This is a genomic window from Paenarthrobacter sp. R1 (assembly GCF_030264015.1).
GTDB lineage: Bacteria > Actinomycetota > Actinomycetes > Actinomycetales > Micrococcaceae > Arthrobacter > Arthrobacter ureafaciens.
The window spans coordinates 703704-718889 of sequence record NZ_CP127115.1 but is presented as its reverse complement, the minus strand read 5'-3'; the positions used below and the strand labels follow the sequence as shown (position 1 = coordinate 718889).

The following is a 15186-nucleotide window of genomic DNA, read 5'->3' as shown; positions in this document are numbered from 1 at the left end:
ATCAACGAATGTTGTTTTTAGAGATAGTCTTGAACCATGAGCAAGCAAAAGGCACCGTGGCTCGGCAGGATTGCGGCGCTGGCTTCCATGGACGACGTGAACCGCCGTGCCCTCTTCAGGTATGTTGGCGACGCGGGCGATGCAGTGGGGCGGGACCAGGCGGCCGAAGCACTGGGTATCCCGCGCAGTACCGCGTCCTTCCACCTGGATCGATTGGTCCGTGACGGAGTGCTGCAGGTTGAGTTCCGGAAAACCTCGGCCAAAAGTGGTCCGGGTTCCGGGCGGCCTTCGAAGTTGTACCGGACGGCCGTGGATGAAGTGGGCGCTTCGGTTCCGGACCGGCACTATGACCTTGCCGGGGACGTCATGGCGCGTGCCATCTCCACATCTCTTGGCAACGGCGGGTCCGTTGCGGAGGCCCTTGAAGCGGCTGCCCACGGCAGGGGACGCGAATCCGGACGGCCCGGAGAATTTTCAGCCGTCCTGGCCGATCTTGGGTACGAACCCGTGGAGGACGGCAGCGGTGGATACAGGCTGCTCAATTGTCCGTTTCACCGGCTGTCCCGCGACCATGCGGAGGTGGTGTGTGCCATGAACGGAGCGTTGCTCAAGGGGGCAGCGGAGTCGTCCGGGCTGCCGGCTGACTCCGTGGTGCCCGATCCGGGGCCCGGCCACTGCTGCGCCCGCATCACCGCAGCTCGATAGAATTGCAGGGTGCCCGTATACCTTGACCACGCCGCCACCACCAGCATGTCGGCCGAAGCGCTCGCCGTCATGACCCGCGAACTTGCCCGGACGGGAAATCCTTCCTCCCTGCACAGTGCGGGACGCCGGGCGCGACGGACGGTGGAAGAGGCCCGTGAAACGCTTGCCGCTGCCGCGGGTGCGCATCCTTCCGAAGTCATCTTCACCTCCGGCGGTACGGAGGCCGACAACCTGGCCGTCAAGGGCTTGTATTGGTCCCGGCGGGACGCGGACCCGAAGCGGACACGGATACTCTGCTCCGCCATCGAGCATCACGCCGTCATGGACGCGGTGGAATGGCTCGAGCGGCACGAAGGTGCCGAGGTTGCCTGGCTTCCTGTTGACGCTCAAGGCGTGGTCCGGTTGGACGCCGTTGAGAGCGAAATTGAGCGTGATCCCGGCTCTGTGGCCTTGGTGACCGTCATGTGGGCCAACAACGAGGTAGGGTCCATCCAGCCCATCCCGGACGTCGTCCGGCTGGCGGCCCGCCACGGAATTCCGGTTCATGCGGATGCCGTCCAGGCTTTCGGCGCCGTGCCTTTGGACTTCCGCTCCTCCGGCCTGGCGGCCATGTCGGTCTCCGGCCACAAGATCGGCGGACCCGTAGGTGTGGGCGCCCTTTTCCTGGGCCGGGCCGTCTCCCTGACGCCCGTGCAGCATGGCGGCGGCCAGGAGCGCGACGTGCGCTCAGGGACGCTGGACACCCCGGCCATTGCGGCCTTCGCTGCTGCCGCTGAGGCCGCCGTCGCCAATCTGGACGGCGAAGCCGGGCGGCTCGGCTCGTTGCGTGACCGCCTCATTGCCGGCGTGCAGAAGGCAATTCCTGAGGCAGTGCTGCGCGGCGCTCCGGCTCAAGCTCGCTTGCCCGGCAATGCCCACTTCACGTTCCCCGGCTGCGAAGGTGATTCGTTGCTGTTCCTGCTTGACCTGGCCGGAGTCGAGTCCTCCACCGGTTCTGCCTGCACCGCGGGAGTTCCCCGGCCCTCCCATGTCCTGCTCGCCATGGGCTTGGACGAAGACACCGCGCGGGGCGCTCAGCGGTTCACTCTGGGCCATTCGTCCACAGACGCTGACGTGGAAGCCCTATTGAAAGCACTGCCGGATGCGTACGCGCGGGCACGCCAGGCGGGTATGGCCGGCCATGAATCGAGCATCCAGACGGCCGCCACCGAAGCCCGGAACGGTATCCGGGCCTAGCTTGCGCGGTCTGCGGATGGGTTGCGGGACCTCCTGCTATGCAGCAGCCGCAAACTCCTCCAAGGGGTTGGCCGGATCCAGGAGTCGCGATACGTCTACGGGGACGCGCCCTGAAATCAACGCCTTGATCGGTTTCTGGACCCGCCTCTGGTTAACGCTCATCCCTGCCACCACCTGACCCGTGCCGCCCTGGGCGTTCCGGATCCAGAATGCGGTAAAGCTCCCGTCCTCCATTGAGCCCCTGATGGCGGGCTCGATGCCGGTAGTGAGTGACGGAAAACCGGAGTATTCCATGCTGAGGGTGAACTGGTCCGTATAGAAGTACGGGACCGCGTCGAGGACGGCGTCCTGGCCCAGCATGGATTTGGCCGCCACCTTTCCCCCGTTGAGGGCGTTGGCCCAGTGCTCGCTGCGGTGGTGCTCACCGGTAAAGGGGTGCAGCGCATTGGCTACGTCTCCGGCTGCGAGGACGTCCGGTGCGCTGGTGCGCAGTGAGGCATCCACTACGACGCCGTTGCGCACCTCAAGGCCCGCCGCTTCGGCCAGTGCCGTGTCGGGAGCGACGCCGACGGCGATGATCGCCAGGTCCGCTGGAATCTCAGCCCCGGTGTTGGTGGTGACGGACGAGGCGTGCCCGCCGCGTCCTTCGATGGAAACCGCACTGGCCGACAGATGGAATCTGACTCCGTTGTCTTCGTGCAGACCCCGGAAGTAGGTGCCCAGTTCGGGGCCGATGGCTGTGCTCAGCGGGATGTCCTCCAGGCCAAGCAGGGTGACCTCGTTGCCGTAGCTCCGTGCCGCCGCCGCGAGTTCCATGCCGATCCATCCTGAACCGATCATGACCACCCGCCGTCCGCCTTGCTCCAGGAGCGAACGCAAGCGGATGCTGTCGTCGAAGGTCCGGAACGTCATCACGCCTTCAAGTTCCGAGCCGGGGAGGGGGATGCGCCGGGGTTGGGCTCCTGTTGCCAGCAGCAACTTGGCGTACTGCCGGAGGCTCCCGTCGTCCAGGGCGACCGAGTGCTCCCTGGTATCAATGGCTGTCGCGGAAGTGCCCGTGAGGAGTTCCACGCCGTTTTCCACGTACCACTGCGAGGGCATGACCGGCACCGATTCCTCATCGGCCTTTCCCAGGAGGAACTCTTTGGAGAGCGGAGGGCGGAGGTAGGGAATCCGGGGCTCGGCCGCAAGGAGGGTTATGGGTCCTTCGAACCCTTCAGTGCGCAGTGTCTTGGCGGCGGTAGCGCCAGCCAGGCCTCCGCCGGCTATGACCATTGGTTCAGTTGCCATGTCAACTCCGATTCTAAAACTGGTCTCTTTGACTTTAGAAGCGTCGGGGACGGCAGTCAAGGAAAACTGTCCGCTCAAATGAATCGGCTAGAATAGATGGGCGCGCCGACTGATCTGAGCCGGATCCGTGCCACCAATCCCCATCACAGAAAGCCAGCATGCGAGTACTTGCAGCAATGAGCGGCGGAGTTGACTCCGCTGTAGCAGCCGCCCGGGCAGTTGAGGCCGGGCATGACGTCGTCGGAGTCCATCTGGCGTTGTCGCGCATGCCTGGAACCCTCCGGACGGGAAGCCGTGGCTGCTGCACCATCGAGGACTCCCGCGATGCCTGGCGCGCCTGCGATGTCCTGGGGATCCCGTACTACGTCTGGGACTTCTCGGAACGCTTCAAGGAAGACGTCGTCCAGGACTTCATTGATGAGTATGCGGCAGGTCGGACGCCGAACCCCTGCATGCGCTGCAACGAACGCATCAAGTTCGCTGCGCTCCTTGAAAAGGCCATCGCCCTGGGCTTTGATGCCGTGTGCACCGGCCATTATGCCAAGGTCATTGAGGATGCGGACGGCAACCGGGAGTTGCATCGTGCCGCGGACTGGGCAAAGGACCAGAGCTACGTCCTGGGCGTCCTTACCCATGAGCAGTTGAAGCATTCCATGTTCCCCCTGGCTGACACCCCCTCCAAGGCCGAGGTGCGGGCCGAAGCGGAACGGCGCGGCCTTTCCGTGGCCAACAAGCCGGACAGCCACGATATCTGCTTCATCTCCGACGGCGACACCCGGGGCTGGCTTGCCGAAAAAATCGAGATGACCACCGGAGACATCGTTGATGAAACCGGCAAGAAGGTCGGCGAGCACCCGGGGGCCAACGCCTTCACAGTAGGGCAGCGCCGTGGTTTGAAGCTGGGTACCCCGGCAGCCGACGGCAAGCCACGGTTCGTCCTTGAAATCCGTCCCAAGGAAAACAAGGTTGTGGTTGGCCCGGAGGCGTTGCTGGCCATCGATGAGATCCGGGGGATCAAGGTGTCGTGGGCAGGCCTGCCGATCGCGGAGGTCGCGACAGGCGAGCAGTTCCCGTGCCACGCCCAGGTCAGGGCCCACGGTGATCCGGTTCCGGCAACGGCCCGGGTCGAGTCGGTCCAGGACGATGCCGGTGTTGAACGGACTGAACTTGTGGTCACCTTGACCGATTCCTTGCGCGGAGTCGCGCCCGGGCAGACGGTGGTCCTGTACCAGGGCAGCCGCGTTCTCGGACAGGCAACCATCGACGTCGCCCGCTCACTGCAGAGGGCCGCCCTCTAGCTGGTTGCCTGACAGGCGGGCGGACGCCCATACTTGCCTCAGCAGCGTATCCGCTGCGGTGGGGTCCGCAATGGGGACGGCGATGGCGGTGGCATTTCCGAAGAAGAGCCCTGGTGACATCAAGGCGGGGCAGACGGTCTCAGTGACCGTCCTCGCGGAAGGGCCCATAGGCGCAGCGGGATCGCCGCCGCTGACCGCCCAGGTCAGGATACCCGTAGAACGTCTTCGCCGCGGTCCGACAGGCAATCGCTACGCCGTCCACATCCGTAAATGGCGGGGCACGACCGTTTCCCCGGTGACCCTGACCAGCAAAGGCGATCCATGGCAGCTGTTGTCCCAGCCTCCGCCGTCGGACCTTCGCGAACTCCTGGATGACACCCGCTTCCTGGCCCAGCACGTTTACGGGGTGGCCATGCACACCCTGGATATTTTCGAGACCACCTTGGGCCGTCGCATGCCGTGGAACCCGGAGGGCAGGCTGATCCTCAAGGCCCGGGACCTGGTCACGGCAACAGACACCGGCTACGAGCGCGGGAGCAACACCATCCGCTTCGGTTCCGTTGACCGTATGGGTTACAAGGTGCCCACGGCCCTCTACCGGGACATCGTGGCCCACGAGGTGACCCACGCGATCCTCGACGGGTTCAGGCCGGCCTGGGCGGACCAACTGGCTACGTTGGAGCAGCTGGCCATGCACGAGGCCTTGGCCGACCTGGTGGCAATATTGTCCGTTTTCTCTTCCCGGGACATCGTGTACCGCCAGCTGGAGGCAGCTGCCGGAGGCTTCGAAGCGGGCCAAGCGGTGGATGATGCCTTATTGCTGCGCTCGCTGTTCGACTTTGCCCGTGACCTGTTCGCGCGCGGGCCGTTGCGGGAGCCGTTTGTCGGCGCAGTTCCGGAGAATTGGCAGCAGTTCCCGGAGCCCCATGCGAGGGGAGCCGTCGTAGTGGGGGCCGTGCTCCGTGCCGTGCAGAAATTGTGGTCCGAGCGGAACAACCGTTTCGGGGAAGCGCAGAGCCTGCACCAAAAAGCGGAGTCCGGTTCTATTGTTGCCACGAGGGTATTGCGGATGGTGATCAGGGGGCTCTCCTATATGCCTCCCGTTGACGTCGGGTGGCGTGACCTACTGCGCGGGATCATCGCGGCGGACCTGGACATGGTGCCCGAGGACCTGCATGGTTACCGCGAAGCGCTGCAGGCCGAGTTTTCGGCCATCGGCATCCGGCGGGTGTCGTTGAACAACATCAGCGGCGTGGAGAATTACCAAGGGCTCCGGTATCCCGTCAGGCTTTCCGCGCTGGGCTCCGACCCCCAGGAAGTGCAGCGTTTCGTCTGGGAAAATCCGAGGCTCCTGGACGCGGCCCGCTTGGAGCGCCGAACTCCGTTGAGTTCCACCCGCGTCCGGACATCGGAAAGGGTCTCTCCGGACGGGTTCATTGTCTCCGAAATCGGCGCCTCGTTCATCCAGACTGTGCGGATGAGCAGGCGCGAAGCATTCGTCCGGCTTGGCCTCAAAACGCGCAGGGAGTATGTGGACATCCGCGGGGGAGGGCTGCTGAGGTTCGACGCCGGCGGGCGCCTCGTCTATGCGGCCCTGAAGCCGGTCATGGACAGGGAACGGCAGGGGCTGCTGTTCGGCTCGGACGAGGAACACGACATCGAGGAAGCCGCTTCCTCCGGAGTCAAGGCCAAGTTCCACTCCACTGGAGAGTAGGCGTCACCGGGAAAACAAGCGCTGGACGGACCTTCGTGAACCGATGTCTGCCCTCCTGCGGCCTGCCCCCAACGTCAGCTTCCCCACGCTGCCTTGCGGGCCGCCGTCGTGCCTTCCAGTTGCGCCACCTGGTCAAAGCCCCCCGCTTTCAGCGCTTTGCTGACGAGTTTGAGGAGGTCTGCACGTCCCAGCGAGCCGTCACTCTGGAGCGACCTTGCCAGATGGTAGGTGAAGGCACCGTTATACCGGCCGTCGAAGTAGGCATCGGCGGCTGTTTGGTCGGACCTGCAAGCTGCCATCAGCACGGGTTTTGAGTGCTTGGCCGCCTTGACCATGTCCCTGAGCGTCCGGACGTCGCTGTTTTCCGAGGCGATGACGGCCCTGGGCGTGGGTGCCGGCAGGAAGCGCGGGCGCCTGCCGGGCAGCAGGTCCAGGGACTTAAGCCCGGTTCCGCTGTGACAGGTATCAAGGATGACGTCCATGAGGACCCCATCGGGCAGGCGTTCAAAAATTGCCGACAGTTCATCGTCGGAGATCACTGTGTCAGGATCCCAGGCATCGCCGGCATTGTTGATGTCGTAGCAGGCGAAGGCCTCATCAAGGCGGTCGGGCTCGTCGCCGCTGGTGTCGGGTATCTGGGTTCCATGGCTGGAGAACGTCAAGACGATGTGGTCTGCGGTCCCGTCCACAGCCTTGTCGACCAGTTGCGAGAGTTCGGCCATGACATTCTTCTTGGTGGCTTTCGCATCCCGGAGGACTACGACTTCCTTCGGGGGAAAACCGTACGCGGAGCCCAAAAGGCCGGACAGATCCTCGGCGTCGTTGACGCAGCCTTGGAGCCAGCTTGATTGGGGCAGGAATTTGAACTGGTTGATGCCTATGCAGAGGGCTGCCTTGCTCATGGGCCAAAGATATTCCCGGGGCGGGAGCCAGGCAATGGTCCCCGCCCTTCCACCTGAGCTACTCGCAGGTAAATTTTGTATCTCGAATCACAAAATTGCCGCTTTTTCGGGTGGGAAGTCTGATTGAATCGTGGAATCAAGAGTGCGCTCCGTCACATTCATCCCTTGGTGGGGCGCCCAATCCATCGAACAGAAGGTTCACAGATGGCAATGAACAAGAAGGCCCTGCATGGCGTTATCGCGCTCGCGGGCGTTTCCGCGCTCGCACTCACTGCATGCACAGGGCCCTCGGGCGGAGGATCTTCTTCCGCGCCGGCGGCAGCCGGACCCATCGCTTATGGCACTACGGACAAAGTCACCTCCTTGGATCCCGCAGGCTCCTACGACAACGGTTCATTCATGGTGATGAACCAGATCTATTCGTTCCTGCTCAACTCCAAACCCGGCGGGGCGGAGCCCGAGCCGGACCTTGCGGAGTCCTCATCCTTTACGGCGCCCACCGAGTACACCGTCAAGCTCAAGCCCAACCTGAAATGGGCCAACGGGCACACCCTCGACTCGAAGGACGTCAAGTTCTCCTTCGACCGGCAGGTGGCGATTGCCGATCCCGCGGGTCCGTCATCTTTGCTGACCAACATCGAGAGCGTCACGGCCCCCGATGCGAACACCGTGGTCTTCAAACTGAAGCTCGCCAACGACCAGACCTTTGCGCAGATCCTGAGCAGCCCCGCCGCGCCGATTGTGGACGACGAAGTCTTCCCGGCAGGCGCTGTGCTTCCTGATGAGGACATCATCAAAGCCAAGGCTTTCCATGGGCAGTACACGATTGACAGCTACAAGAAGAACGAATTGGTGAGTTTCAAGGCTTTCCCGGACTACCAAGGAGTCCTCGGGAAACCGGCCAATGACGAGGCGACCATCAAGTACTACGCCAGCCCCACCAACCTGAAGCTGGATATCCAGCAGGGCAACATCGATGTCGCCTTCCGGAGCCTGAGCGCCACAGACGTCGACGACCTCAAGAAGGACTCCAAGGTCAAGGTAGTCACCGGCCCGGGTGGCGAAATCCGCTACATCACCTTCAACTTCGACACCATGCCTTTCGGCACCAAAGCCGCCGACGCCGACCCCGCCAAGGCCACAGCGGTCCGCCAGGCAATCGCACACCTCGTTGACCGGGAGGCCATTGCCGACCAGGTCTACAAGGGCACCTACCTCCCGCTCTACTCGAACGTCCCCAACGGTTTCCTCGGGGCAAACCAGTCCTTCAAGGATGCTTACGGCGAGGACGGCAAGCCCAGCCTGGACAAGGCCAAGAAGGTGCTTGCCGATGCCGGGATCACCGAGAAGGTGGCACTCAACCTGCAGTACAACCCGGACCACTACGGCGGATCCTCGGGTGACGAATACGCGATGGTCAAGGAACAACTCGAGAAGTCCGGGCTCTTTACCGTCAACCTGCAGTCCACCGAGTGGGTCACGTACAGCAAGGCAAGCCGCGCCGACGAGTACCCCCTGTTCCAGTTCGGCTGGTTCCCCGACTTCAGCGATGCTGACAACTACCTGACGCCGTTCTTCCCCGAGGGCGGGTTCCTCAAGAACCACTACAACAACCCCACGGTGAACGAACTGATCAGCAAGCAGCTCACGGAGGCCGACAAGACAAAGCGCGAGAAGGACATCCAAGAGGTCCAAAACGCTTTGGCGAAGGATATTTCCACGCTGCCACTGCTTCAGGGCGCCCAGGTGGCCATCGCCGGAAGCGGCGTCAACGGCGTCGACAAGACGTTGGACGCTTCCTTCAAGTTCCGCCTCGGAACCGTGTCCAAGTAACCACGCCTCTGCGCTGGGAAGGGGGCGGGACACTTATCCGGTGTCCCGCCCCCTTTGCTGAGCCACCTTCTCCTCGAAGCCCGGCAGGCGCTCCAGCCAAACTCCGCTGAACCAAAGCAGGAATCGCAGGTAGCAAATGACAACACTCGTTGACGTGCCTGACGCCGAACCCGGCGTCGTCACACCCAAAAGCAAATCCAGGTCCGGGGGAGGACTTGGCAGATACATCGTGGTCAGGTTCTTCCTGATCATCCCCACGGTCTTCATCCTGGTGACCCTGGTCTTCTTCCTCATGCGGGTCATCGGCGACCCCATCACCGCTGCCCAAGGTGGGCGGCTCCCACCGGACGTCCTCGCACAGCGTATCCATGAGGCCGGCTACGACAGGCCGGTGTTGGTCCAATACTTCGAGTATCTTGGCCAGCTGATCACCGGAAACTTCGGCACTACCATTACCGATCGCCGTCCCGTGGTCGAGGTACTTTTCACCTTCGGCGCGGCCACCTTGGAATTGAGCATCAACGCCCTGGTCGTGGCCCTCGCTGTCGGCATTCCGTTCGGACTCATCGCGGCCCAGCATCGGGACAAGGCTTCGGACGCGGTCCTGCGGCTCTTCGCGATCCTCTGCTACGCCACGCCCGTCTTCTTCTCGGGCCTTCTCCTCAAACTGACGTTTTCGGTATGGCTCGGCTGGTTCCCGGTGGCGGGCAGGGCCTCCACCCGGACCGAGTTGGCCATGAGCAACCTTGCAGCGCCATCGGGCATCTATTGGCTTGATGCGATCAGGAGCGGAAACTTCACGGCACTGGGCGACATCGTTTCCCACGCCGTACTCCCGGCCATCGCCTTGGGTTTGTTGACCGCCGGTGTGTTCCTCCGCCTGGTGCGGACGAACGTCATCGGAACGCTGGGCAAGGACTACGTCGAAGCCGGGCGTTCACGGGGTGTCAGCGAGTACCGACTGGTCACCAAGCACGCCTACAAGCCCGCGTTGATCCCCATCATTACGGTCATGGGCCTGCAGATCGCGCTCATGCTCGGCGGCGCCATCCTCACCGAAACCACCTTCGAGTGGAAGGGCCTCGGGTACCAGCTGGTGCAGTACCTGAACGCCCGCGACTTCGTAGCCGTCCAGGGCATCGTGGTGCTCTTGGCCGTGATCGTTGCCGTCACCAACTTCATTGTCGACATTATTGCGGCCCTCATCGACCCGCGAGTGAGGTACTGACCTTGAGTACTCCTGAACTTACTGCGCCCAAACAACCGCTCCTGATGCGGCTGCCCGTGGTATCCCACCTGCGTAAGAGCGTCGGCCTCCAACGGGGGATGCTGATTGCCGGTGTCATCCTGAGCGGCCTCTTTGTGCTGACCAGCATCTTCGCCCCCTTGCTGGCCCCCTATGGCTATTCGCAACTCAGTGATGATTCCGGTTCGTTCCCCACCCAGCAGGCACCGAGTGCCAAGCACCTGTGGGGCACCACCGTGGGAGGCTATGACGTCCTTTCACGAGTGGTGTGGGGATCGCAGACCGCTGTGACCGTGATCGTGGTCTCCGTAGCGATGTCTCTGTTCCTTGGGGTGGCCCTTGGGCTGCTGAGCGGCTACTTCGGAGGCTGGCTGGACAGGATCCTGGTGGTGGTGGCTGACGCCATCTACGCTTTCCCCACGCTCTTGCTGGCCATTGTGGTCTCCATTGTGATCAGCCGTGGCCAGTCCAGCTTCTGGGGCGGCATCTTCTCCTGCGCCTTCGCCATCACGGTGGTGTTCGTACCGCAGTACTTCCGGGTGATCCGGGCCGAAACCATTCGCCTGAAAGCCGAGCCGTTTGTGGAGTCGGCCAAGGTGCTGGGGGCCTCCAGCCTGCGGATCATCAGCCGTCACATCTTCAAGAACGCCACCCGGACGCTGCCGCTCATGTTCACCCTCAATGCCTCGGAGGCGATTCTTACCCTGGCCGGCCTTGGCTTCCTGGGCTTTGGCATCGAACCCACTTCGGCTGCTGAATGGGGCTTCGACCTCAACAAGGCCTTGGCGGACACCTCCTCCGGCATCTGGTGGACGGGTGTCTTCCCAGGCTTGGCCATCGTCCTGACAGTGCTTGGACTGACCCTGGTGGGCGAAAGCATCAATGACCTCAACGACCCCCGGATCCGGAGCCGCAAACGGGCCGGCGCCACCAAACCCAACGGTGCACAGTCCGGCACAACCGGGACCGCACCGGCGGAAGGACCCACGCCATGAGCATCAACCTCGGAGAAGTCCAGGACCACGCACCGCAAAGGGAACCGGTCCTGTCCATTGAGAAACTGCAGGTCACCTTTGCTACGGACGGCGGCGACGTCCGGGCGGTCAAAGATGTGAGCCTGGACGTGAGAGCCGGCGAAGTACTTGCCATTGTGGGCGAGTCAGGATCGGGCAAGACCGTCACGGCCAAGACCATTCTTGGGTTGCTTCCCGAAACAGCCATCAGTTCCGGCGCTGTCCTCATCAAGGGCAACAACGTGATCAGCCTCGGCACATCAGCCCTGCGCCGTATCCGCGGACGCGACGTTGCCATGGTCTTCCAGGAGCCTTCCACGGCACTGAATCCGGTCTTTACGGTGGGGTGGCAGATTGCCGAGGGCATCCGGGCCCACAGTACCGACGGGCACCGGGTTTCCGCCAAGGAAGCAAAGGCGCGTGCCACGGAGGCGCTGCGGAAGGTCGGAATCCCCGACCCGGAGACGAGGGTTGACTACTACCCGCATCAGTTTTCGGGCGGACAGAAGCAGCGTGTGGTCATCGCAGCTGCCCTGGCGTTGAACCCCGGGCTGATCGTGGCGGATGAGCCGACCACCGCGTTGGACGTGACCGTCCAAGCCGAAATCCTGCAGCTCCTGCGCGATCTGCGGGACAACTACGGCACCTCGATCGTCCTCATCACCCACAACATGGGAGTGGTGGCCGATCTCGCCGACCGTGTGGTGGTGATGTACCAAGGGGATGTGGTGGAGGAGGCGCCTTCCAAGGTGCTGTTCGCGGAACCCAAAGAGGAGTACACCCGGAAGCTCCTGGCCGCCGTACCCCACCTCGGGCGGAACTCAGCATCCGAGGGAGCCCGGGGACGCTTGCACCAGGACGGCAAGGTCCTGGTTGAGGCGAAGAACCTGGTGATCGAGTATCCCGGACGGTTTGGCAAGCACGGCTTCAAGGCCGTCGATGACGTCAGCTTCACGGTGTCCGAGAACGAAGTCTTTGGCTTGGTAGGCGAGTCGGGGTCCGGCAAATCCACCATCGGTCGGGCCATTGCGGGCCTGACCAGGGTAACCGGGGGCAGCCTGAAGGTCCTCGGCTACGAGATGCTCGACTTCAAGGAGCGCACTTTCCGCCCCCTCAGGAAGGACATCGGCTTCGTCTTCCAGGACCCCGCAGCCTCGTTCAACCCCCACTTGACCATTGGGGAATGCGTCGCGGAACCACTGATGATCCATACCAAGCCAAGCGCTGCCGAGGCGCGCAAGCGGGTAGGTGAGTTGCTCGAATCAGTCCAGTTGCCGGCGTCGTACGCGCAGCGGTACCCGCACGAGTTGTCCGGCGGCCAGCGGCAGCGTGCCTCCCTGGCCCGGTCCCTCGCGCTGAATCCGCGACTGCTCATTGCCGACGAACCTACCTCGGCCTTGGACGTCTCGGTCCAGGCGAAAGTGCTGGACCTCTTCAAGGACATCCAGGAGGAATACGGGTTCGCGGCGCTGTTCATCAGCCACGACCTGGCAGTGGTTGATATGTTGTCGCATTGGGTGGGGGTGCTTTACAAAGGCAAGCTGGTTGAACAGGGGATTGGCAACCACGTCATGGGCTCGCCGCAGCACGACTACACCAAGCGGCTGATCGCCTCGCTGCCGGTGCCGGACCCGGAGGAACAGGCCCGACGGCGGGAGGCCCACCGCGCGCTGCTGGGCGGAGCGACCCCGGGGTAACAACAACGCGGGGCCAAGTGCCACACCCTAGACTGGGAGGCATGACCGAGCAGAACAATGTCCTTCCTGATGACTCCGAATCCTTCGACCCGGCAGCGAGTTCCCTGTCCGGACAAGTGGACCGGGCCATCATGGACGAACTGTTGTCCATCCGCTCCAGCATCGACAACATCGATGCCACGCTCGTGTTCCTGCTCGCCGAGCGGTTCAAGGCCACCCAGAAGGTAGGCATCCTCAAAGCCACGCATAAGCTGCCGGCGGGTGATCCGGGACGGGAAGCCGCCCAGATCGCCCGCTTGCGGCGCTTGGCCGAGGACGCGCACCTTGATCCGGCGTTCGCCGAGAAGTTCCTCAACTTCATCATCAGCGAGGTCATCAGGCATCACGAGGCCATCGCCGAGAACCACCAGACCACCAACCAGCAGGCCTAGGCGTGGCAGAAGTACAGCAACACCGGACCAGCGCAACCGCACTGGGACCGTGGCCGGCGAACGACCCCGGTGAAGCGCTCCGCACCATCCGCGGAGAACTCGGGGACCCGCACGTGCCGTTCCTCCCCGAATTGCCGGACCGGGGCGTCGGCTCGGACCCTATCGGCCGGACGGGGAGCTTGCTGGTTGAGCTCGCGATCGACATCCAGCCACACGGCTGGCGGCTGGTGGACCGCCCGGGAAAGGACCTCCAGCGGGCGCGGTCGGCGCTGGCCTCCGACGTCAATGTGCTGGCCGACGTGGCGGGGGCCGAAGAGAATCCTGCGTCCGCAATCAAGATCCAGTTCGTGGGGCCGCTGAGCCTGGCAGCCGGACTTTACCTCCACAATGGCGAGCGGGCCCTGTTGGATTTCGGTGCGCGGAGGGATATCGCGGAGTCGCTCGCAGCAGGGGTGGCCGATCACCTTGGACGTATTCGTGCGGCCGTTCCTGGCGCAGAAATCGTGGTCCAACTGGATGAGCCGGACATCGCAGCCGTCATGGGCGGGACCATTCCCACCGCCAGCGGGTACCGAACCCTCAGGTCCATTGACGGCGAAGAAGTCACCGCTGCATGGCGGCTGGTCATCGAGGCGATCAAGGCAGCCGGGGCAGTAGAGACCGTCATTTCGGTGCCGGAGATCGAAGCGCCGTTTGAACGGATCATCACTGCCGGGGCTGACGGGATCGCCGTGCCGCTCAAGGCTTTGACCACACGCCAATGGGAACAGCTGGCCGCTGCCGTCGAAGCCGGGAAACGCCTGTGGGCCGGGGCTCTTGGCACGGAGAAGCCGTTGCCGAGGACGGCCGAAGTGGTGGACAGCATTTGGCGGCCTTGGCATCAGCTGGGTCTCCCGGCCGCCGGATTGTCCGGGCTGCGCGTCACGCCCGCCACGGGCCTGGCGCACCTGAAACCTGCCGAAGCGCAGGCGGTCCTCACCAAACTGACACACGTTGCCGACGGACTGGACCAACTGGCCCTCGGCTAGGACGGGAACAACCGGCCCACGGTTTGGGCTGGACCGACTGGCCCGCGGCCAGGTTGTCACCGGCCCGGGATCAGATTCGCTCAGATGCGCTGTTCCCAGCGATCCGGTTCAGCGTACCGGGGCAGCGACTGTCCGGCGGCGCTGCCGGGCAAGTAGGGAACCAGCCGGTAGTCGAACCGGCCGGCGTAAACCAGGACGAGGCCTACCTGGGGTTGGATCACCTTCACCTGGATGCGGTGTTTGCCCTCTTCGGCGTCCCACCACTGTTCGGCATACGCGCGGGCATCCAACGCGCTGGGCAGGGGGATCCGAAGTGGTCCCAGGAACAGCCGGCTGTTTTGTGAAACTCCGCGGAGCTTTCCGTCCGGGGTGACAGAGACCTCGAGGTCGGTGACAAGCCGCCGGTACCTGCCCACGTGGTCCACCAGCCGGTGGGCCCCGGCTTCAGGGATCGCGCTGGTGGTGTCATGAAACAACCGCGTTCCCGAGGGAAAGAAGATCTCTCGCCGTGCTGTCAGCGCGGCACGGTTGAAGGGGTCCACATGGGCGTGGTTTTCGATCCGGAAGGGAATGCCCTCGCCGTACTCCGGGAAGAACGCTTCCTCGCCGGTAGTCAGCGACAGGAAGGGGCGCAACCATTTTTGGCGGCAGCCCACAACATCGAAAACACCCTGTCCTACTCCGTAGTGGCCCGATCCCGCGGAAAGGGAGAAATAGTCCTGAAGCTCCGGAGCCAGCTGTTCGAAGGCATCGCCCAGGGCCAGTTTGTAGATGGGTTGATTCATTGTGCAGT

Annotated in this window: 13 protein-coding genes; 10 read left to right on the top strand and 3 right to left on the bottom strand. The window is 63.5% G+C overall.

Annotation, left to right across the window (positions count from 1 at the left end):
• Positions 1 to 36 precede the first annotated feature (36 nt).
• Positions 37 to 705, top strand: a complete 669-nt coding sequence (locus QN084_RS03460) for a helix-turn-helix transcriptional regulator (RefSeq protein ID WP_069695177.1) — start codon at positions 37 to 39, stop codon at positions 703 to 705.
• A gap of 9 nt (positions 706 to 714) precedes the next feature.
• Positions 715 to 1941 carry a cysteine desulfurase family protein gene (locus tag QN084_RS03455; RefSeq protein ID WP_069695176.1) on the top strand — a complete coding sequence of 409 codons (1227 nt, stop codon included), beginning with the start codon at positions 715 to 717 and terminating at the stop codon, positions 1939 to 1941.
• Between the two features lie 36 nt (positions 1942 to 1977).
• Here QN084_RS03455 and QN084_RS03450 read toward each other — a convergent pair whose 3' ends face one another.
• Entirely contained in the window at positions 1978 to 3231 is a 1254-nt protein-coding gene (locus tag QN084_RS03450; RefSeq protein WP_021471848.1) for an NAD(P)/FAD-dependent oxidoreductase, read from the bottom strand.
• Between the two features lie 176 nt (positions 3232 to 3407).
• Here QN084_RS03450 and mnmA point away from each other — a divergent pair, with 176 nt between their 5' ends.
• Together mnmA and QN084_RS03440 are read left to right on the top strand one after the other, a co-directional pair.
• Positions 3408 to 4529 (top strand): tRNA 2-thiouridine(34) synthase MnmA, encoded by a 1122-nt coding sequence (mnmA, locus tag QN084_RS03445; protein WP_021471849.1) that lies wholly within the window; start codon positions 3408 to 3410, stop codon positions 4527 to 4529.
• An 82-nt stretch (positions 4530 to 4611) separates the two neighbouring features.
• On the top strand, positions 4612 to 6243 hold the full coding sequence (locus QN084_RS03440; protein ID WP_021471850.1) for a gluzincin family metallopeptidase: 1632 nt from the start codon (positions 4612 to 4614) through the stop codon (positions 6241 to 6243).
• A gap of 74 nt (positions 6244 to 6317) precedes the next feature.
• Here QN084_RS03440 and QN084_RS03435 read toward each other — a convergent pair whose 3' ends face one another.
• Entirely contained in the window at positions 6318 to 7145 is an 828-nt protein-coding gene (locus tag QN084_RS03435; RefSeq protein WP_069695175.1) for a caspase family protein, read from the bottom strand.
• Positions 7146 to 7349: 204 nt separating this feature from the next.
• On the opposite strand from QN084_RS03435, the gene QN084_RS03430 reads away from it, so the two are divergent.
• From QN084_RS03430 to QN084_RS03405, 6 genes are all read left to right on the top strand, one after another.
• A complete protein-coding gene (locus tag QN084_RS03430; protein WP_021471852.1) occupies positions 7350 to 8978 on the top strand; it encodes an ABC transporter substrate-binding protein in 1629 nt (542 codons plus the stop codon).
• 136 nt (positions 8979 to 9114) lie between these two features.
• Entirely contained in the window at positions 9115 to 10206 is a 1092-nt protein-coding gene (locus QN084_RS03425) for an ABC transporter permease (RefSeq protein ID WP_021471853.1), read from the top strand.
• 44 nt (positions 10207 to 10250) lie between these two features.
• Complete coding sequence (locus QN084_RS03420) at positions 10251 to 11219, top strand: ABC transporter permease (protein ID WP_021471854.1); 969 nt, start codon at positions 10251 to 10253, stop codon at positions 11217 to 11219.
• Positions 11216 to 12934 carry an ABC transporter ATP-binding protein gene (locus QN084_RS03415; RefSeq protein WP_021471855.1) on the top strand — a complete coding sequence of 573 codons (1719 nt, stop codon included), beginning with the start codon at positions 11216 to 11218 and terminating at the stop codon, positions 12932 to 12934. Before QN084_RS03420 ends, QN084_RS03415 begins: the two co-directional genes overlap by 4 nt.
• 41 nt (positions 12935 to 12975) lie before the next feature.
• A complete protein-coding gene (locus tag QN084_RS03410; RefSeq protein ID WP_021471856.1) occupies positions 12976 to 13365 on the top strand; it encodes a chorismate mutase in 390 nt (129 codons plus the stop codon).
• Between the two features lie 2 nt (positions 13366 to 13367).
• Entirely contained in the window at positions 13368 to 14393 is a 1026-nt protein-coding gene (locus QN084_RS03405; RefSeq protein ID WP_021471857.1) for a uroporphyrinogen decarboxylase/cobalamine-independent methonine synthase family protein, read from the top strand.
• A gap of 80 nt (positions 14394 to 14473) precedes the next feature.
• Here QN084_RS03405 and QN084_RS03400 read toward each other — a convergent pair whose 3' ends face one another.
• The gene (locus QN084_RS03400) at positions 14474 to 15178 is read right to left on the bottom strand and encodes a DUF4166 domain-containing protein (RefSeq protein ID WP_021471858.1); all 705 of its coding nucleotides are present in this window, start codon (positions 15176 to 15178) and stop codon (positions 14474 to 14476) included.
• Between the last annotated feature and the right edge of the window lie 8 nt (positions 15179 to 15186).

Bases quoted from the DNA above. Each gene is read 5' to 3' on its own strand.
- QN084_RS03425 (WP_021471853.1), top strand. From the start codon at position 9,115: ATGACAACACTCGTTGACGTGCCTGACGCCGAACCCGGCGTCGTCACA.
- QN084_RS03410 (WP_021471856.1), top strand. From the start codon at position 12,976: ATGACCGAGCAGAACAATGTCCTTCCTGATGACTCCGAATCCTTCGAC.
- QN084_RS03440 (WP_021471850.1), top strand. From the start codon at position 4,612: ATGGCGGTGGCATTTCCGAAGAAGAGCCCTGGTGACATCAAGGCGGGG.
- QN084_RS03435 (WP_069695175.1), bottom strand. From the start codon at position 7,145: ATGAGCAAGGCAGCCCTCTGCATAGGCATCAACCAGTTCAAATTCCTG.
- QN084_RS03415 (WP_021471855.1), top strand. From the start codon at position 11,216: ATGAGCATCAACCTCGGAGAAGTCCAGGACCACGCACCGCAAAGGGAA.
- QN084_RS03420 (WP_021471854.1), top strand. From the start codon at position 10,251: ATGCGGCTGCCCGTGGTATCCCACCTGCGTAAGAGCGTCGGCCTCCAA.
- mnmA (WP_021471849.1), top strand. From the start codon at position 3,408: ATGAGCGGCGGAGTTGACTCCGCTGTAGCAGCCGCCCGGGCAGTTGAG.
- QN084_RS03400 (WP_021471858.1), bottom strand. From the start codon at position 15,178: ATGAATCAACCCATCTACAAACTGGCCCTGGGCGATGCCTTCGAACAG.
- QN084_RS03430 (WP_021471852.1), top strand. From the start codon at position 7,350: ATGGCAATGAACAAGAAGGCCCTGCATGGCGTTATCGCGCTCGCGGGC.
- QN084_RS03460 (WP_069695177.1), top strand. From the start codon at position 37: ATGAGCAAGCAAAAGGCACCGTGGCTCGGCAGGATTGCGGCGCTGGCT.
- QN084_RS03450 (WP_021471848.1), bottom strand. From the start codon at position 3,231: ATGGCAACTGAACCAATGGTCATAGCCGGCGGAGGCCTGGCTGGCGCT.